This window comes from Magnetococcales bacterium (assembly GCA_015232395.1).
In the GTDB taxonomy this organism is placed as follows: Bacteria; Pseudomonadota; Magnetococcia; order Magnetococcales; family JADFZT01; genus JADFZT01.
In genome coordinates, this window is record JADFZT010000144.1 from 1 (window position 1) to 5,114 (window position 5,114).

Consider the following 5,114-nt stretch of genomic DNA (forward strand, 5'->3'; position numbering starts at 1 on the left):
AAACGTCACCCACGCCCCATCATCATCCCGCCCCCACGCCTCAGCCCACGGCGGTGGCGCGCCGGATTTCCAGAAGGCCGGGTCGTTTGGCACTTCCTCCTCATCTGCCACGACAGTCACCAGACCGTTCAGGGACCATAGCCGCGCCAGGGAAAAACCATTCGAATCCTTCGGTGTTTCGCCCAGGAACAGGCTCCCCCCGACCTGGGTCAGCGTGGCCTCGAAAAGAGTGGCCTCGGAATCGGCCTCGATCCGGTCCGGTGTAACGCCCGGCGGCAGACGGTAGCCGGACTGGTCCCGGTTCAATCGATGGTTCAACTGAACCAGCAGTGATCCAACCTCGTGATCATCCCAAAAATACCGGGTTGCCACAGCCGCGCTCCACTCCTGCCACGCCAGGTCGAGGCCACGCTGGGCCGAAGGTCCGACACCATCCAGTTCGGCGCAGAAAGCCCGTTCATATTGGCGGGCGTCCTCCAGGTCATCGGTCGGGACCCCGGCTTGGGATTCCGGATCCAGGCTCAGCAGTTCCCTGAACCAGATCTCCTCGGGCAATCCGGCGCGCCAACTCCGGATGGTCCGCACCACTTCCCGGCGGAGGCATACCGGCGTCTGGTCAACGAACGCCTGACGCAAGACCGCCTGATGCTTGGCGTGGATGGTCGCACCAGCCGGCGATGCGCTTTCCAGCCAGGGATGCTGCCAGACTTCGGCCTCCACACCGGCATCAAACACCCCCTCCGGCATCAAACGGCGCACGGCACGCAGTAAACCAGGCTCAATGCGCGAGGCAGACGAAACCAGCCGCAGCAACCGGGTCGCCGGTTCCTCCTCATCGGCCTCCTGCACAACCGACAAACGGGGCCGCTCCCACGGCACCAGAGTCCAAACCGCCGCCAGTTCCGGTGGGCAGCGGCCCGGATCAGCCGGAAACAGGGCGACGGGTCGGCAGCCGGTGGAACGCAAACGACGCCCGAACTCAAGCCAAAACCGGCGCACTCCCGCCGCCCCCGTGAGACAGCCCAGATCGCCCATCACCAGGACCGGGGTTCCAGGGGGGGGCCACTGATGGTCAATCTCGTCGCCATTGATGGCAAAAGATCTGGGCGCTCGGCCCCCATCACGCATCACGGCGGGCCAAAAATCGGAATCTGCAACCAGGCGACGGATGTGGGCGGCGATGTAGTGCTGGTCGTCGAAATAGGGGATCAGACGTAGGCTGCGGTCGAAAATGACCTGGACCCGGCCACACCAACGGAAGAGTGAAGTGCGGGGAAAATGTTCGAGCACCTCCCCTTCGCTGATGCGGGCAACGGCCTGGTCGATGTCGATGGAGCGCCCGTTTTCGACAGAGCCCAGGGCGTGGCGCAGGCGGACGATCAGATCGCGCCACGGCGACAAGGGCTTGAACGACGGTGCGGCGACCGGTCGCTGATGCCAACCGGGATAGGTCGTGGACCGGCTCCCGGCATCGTCTCGCCGCCTCTTGCTCTTATCCTTGTGTGGACCTGGGATGGGTGTACAGGTTTCGGCCAGCCAGAACCCAGCCGGAACCGGCGGCCCGGTCATGATTTCCGGAGCAGACGCAACGACGGGTTTGCCCTCCCCCTGCTTCAGGGGCGATGGTTTTTCCGGCTTGGGTGTTTTTTTTGCCACCGGCTCGTAACCGAACTGACGGGCCAGATCCCGGGTACGCTCCTCGCCTTGCGAGCCAACAAGCCGTACCAGGTCGGCGCGGCCAATCAACGCAAACCTGCTCACTTCTGGGACTCCGACCACCGGCGAGCCGCCGCCGGATCCTTGGCAAGAATGTATTCAGCCACGGTTTCAAGCAGGCTCTGCTGCCTGTCGCGATCCTTCCCGGCCTGGGCTTCGATGCTGCGCAAAAGGTCGAGGTATTCCGCCTGACCCGGCAACGGTCGCCAATGGCGCTGAGCAGCCTTACTCCGTTCTTCGGCGACCAGTTCCGCCGCCTGTTGGAGCATCTCATCAGCAAAGGCATCGCCGAAATGGGCCTTTCCCACCGTCATGAAATGGCGTTTGGCCTCCTGCTCGTCGGTGGAAAGAGCCAGGTGGAGCACCAGACAGCGGCGAATAAAGGCGTCAGGCAGGGTCCTCTCCTCGTTGGTGGTGATCACAACAAGCAGAGGCTTGTCGCCGATCCGAACCGGCTCGTTGCGGTCCCGCACCGGAAACTGACCGATTCCCAGCGCTTCCAACAGACCGTTGGGCACGTCGGAATCCGCCTTGTCGATCTCATCGATCAGCACCACACACCCTTTATCGTTGCTCCCCTGGTCGTGTTGGGACGGAATCGGGACTGTGGCTTTTTCGGCTTGATCCTTTGCATCCTGCCAATTGAAAGCCCACCACAACACGCCCGGCGTCAGGTATTTGCCAATGGGCAGCGTTTGCTCTTTATTCTCACCATCAGGCTCTCCTTGTTGCGCCTGGGCATCGGCCAACCGGGCCACGGCGTCGAAATGCCACAACAGGTCGCGTGATTCGGTCCGCGCATCGGCGACGAACGGCAGGTAGGCCCATCCCAGCACCTTGGCTGCCGCTCGCGCCAGCTGGCTCTTGCCGATGCCCGGCTCACCCCGCACCAACAGTGGCCGCCTGGCGCCTAGAGCAGCATTGATGGCATCGATCTGCCGTTTTTCGAACACGTGCGCCGCCTGATGCGTGGTCCCCGGCAACGGTAGCTTGGTCGTATGCCCGGGATTAATGGAAAGAAAGGTCATGGTATCATTCTCCTTTATCATCCCGGCAGAGGTCGGCAACGTTTCCATAACGCTCCATCTCGTCACCCGGCCTGAAGGGGTCGGGGGCCAGCGCCAGGAACACGATGTCGGGAAAGGTATTCCTGAGAGACTCCAACACCTCAAGGCTGGCGCTGCGTTGCGGCTCTGCGTTGGGTATAATCGCGGCATAATAATACCTACGCTCTTCGTTTCTCAGCTTCACCTTCAGACGCTTATTGATGTAATGGATGCGTGCTGTCAGGTCGTCTTCTGGAATTCTCGACCGCATTTCCCCGGTGATGTGGATTTCGTCGAGGTAGTCGCGAAACTTTTTTTCAAAGTCGGCTTCTGCCGGGTTGGTCTCAAGAAGAGCCGCCAGAGATGCAGTGATATCCCGTTGCACCTGTGCTCCAGTGCTGTCCCGGCCCGGGGTCGGCGGTTTGGCCAAGGCAAGCTCCCCTGGTACATCTGCCTCTTCGGCTCCAACAGTCGCAAAACGAGCGATCTTGCCCTCAAACCTCGCCATGGCGATTTCCGCCACCGTCCTCATGGCGACATTTAGTTCGACGACGGCAAACGACATTCCTCTGGAGATGAGCTGCGCCACATCGTGCACGTAAAGATCATCAAGGATGGGCAGGGCGGCATGCATGACGGCGGACAGCGCCTCGGCTCCGGTATCATGCATGCCGGGCTCCTTGTACTTGATCTGATAGAGGTGGTTGAGCAGCTCTTCCGGATCGGAATCCACGATACGCGCCGCTGTTTCCCGTGTGCGCTCTTCTTTGTCTGACTTGTTGGTTACCTTGTAACGATCTGCCAGTTTCTTGTCGACAGGCTCACAGTCCTGCAAAATCTGGGCGATCTTTTCCTGCATGTCTGCGCGGAAAGCCTCATAATCGATCTTATCCGACCCAAGGCACTCCTTGAAACCATCATCTTCAAACAACCGCCAGGCTGGAACCACGTGGGCGCGCTCGGCCCCGAAGTTGTGGGGAACCTCGTAGGCGAGGCCGAGGATCATACCTTCATCGGAGACAATCGCCATGCCCGAAGCCCCCTGCCAGTTCTGCTCACTGCTCGGAGGGGCGTCCACAGTTACCTGAAAGAAATGGTCGCGTTTGATTGGCGGGAGAAAAATGCCGTTGAAATCAGTTGGTGCCAGAGAACCACTCGGTGTCGCCGCCGCCGGGTAACCCCGACCTTGCCATCGGCACTCCCGGGAAGGCTTAATCGAGGCAAAACGGGCTGTGGGCACCCCCCTCACGTGCTTGGGACGAGGAGATTTGAGCAGGACAGCGCCGAGCCCGGCCTCTTCTCCATCCCAGGCGATGCAGTCCAGGGCCAGCTCCACGCGGTCGCGGTCTTCGGGGGATGTTCCATGGCCGGCATTCCAATAGATGCGAATGGGCTTGTCAAGATCCCGATCCGACGGGAACACCACGTGCCGCGCCGTCAGCACAAGGTCGTCGGAAACCGAACAGCCCGTACCGACGACAGGAATCCCTTCCGCGTTTGTCGTCGGTACCACAACAGCGACGACACCCTCCTTAATGGTCTTCATGGTCCCTCCCCCAGGCCCCTTTAGAGTTCAGGGACGTTTCAGATTGATCCGGGAATTATTGATGTGAATTTCCGCTCCACGCTTCACATGGTCATCATTTCGACCATGACAAAAGGCTAGTCGATTTTGCGGCGGTGTGCGACCTGAACCGGCGTCTCCCCATCCGATTTCACGGGGGCCAATTTGAGCTTGATCCTCTGGACCGCCTGGGAGGCTGCCTTTGCTTCGAGATTGGCGTTGTAGACCCAAAATTTGACGCCACCGCCAGCCTTCGTCTCATCGGTCATGGTGACTTGCAGTTCCAGCTCCACCTCCTCGACCGCAAAGCGCAAATCTTTGTCGCGCCCCTCCTCCTGGGCCTGCTGCAAGTTTTTCCTCAGATGACTGATCATATCCGGCAACGCGATCTTTTCCATGTTTTCCTCCTCCAGGGCTCTTCAGGCTCATTCATTTTAGCACCACTACCGATAAGAATTGTTTATAGATGCAAGAAGCAAAAACCCTCTATATCGATAGAATGCAAACAATATTTACCATAGTTCTCATTCTTTCCTCAAGCCACCTCCAGTTTCCATACTCTCTCCCGACGAAACACCCAGGCCTGACGCTAAACAAAAAACAATTCATCAATCAACATGACTGCCAGCATCTACTTTTCATGAAAAACCACTAGTGTCTTGTTAAAAATCGAATAATTTCAATTGGTTGCAATGGTTGTCGAGTTGCATGCCTTCTTCATTGTCTTCAACCATTTGTAAAAACGACGTTTTCTCGAAAATGGTGACACTCAGAATCTGTAGAAAAGT

Annotated in this window: 4 protein-coding genes; all 4 read right to left on the reverse strand. The window is 58.9% G+C overall.

Translation table 11 applies throughout. From position 1 onward, the window contains the following. A partial coding sequence (locus HQL52_19860; protein ID MBF0371699.1) for a hypothetical protein occupies nt 1–1,761 on the reverse strand: 1,761 nt, incomplete at its 3' end. Continuing rightward, complete coding sequence (locus HQL52_19865) at nt 1,758–2,669, reverse strand: AAA family ATPase (protein ID MBF0371700.1); 912 nt, start codon at nt 2,667–2,669, stop codon at nt 1,758–1,760. The genes HQL52_19865 and HQL52_19860, both read right to left, overlap by 4 nt. 79 nt (nt 2,670–2,748) lie before the next feature. Continuing rightward, on the reverse strand, nt 2,749–4,308 hold the full coding sequence (locus HQL52_19870; GenBank protein MBF0371701.1) for a trypsin-like peptidase domain-containing protein: 1,560 nt from the start codon (nt 4,306–4,308) through the stop codon (nt 2,749–2,751). Between the two features lie 116 nt (nt 4,309–4,424). Continuing rightward, nucleotides 4,425–4,724, reverse strand: coding sequence for a hypothetical protein (locus HQL52_19875; GenBank protein ID MBF0371702.1), 300 nt, complete (start codon nt 4,722–4,724; stop codon nt 4,425–4,427). Nucleotides 4,725–5,114: the final 390 nt, after the last annotated feature.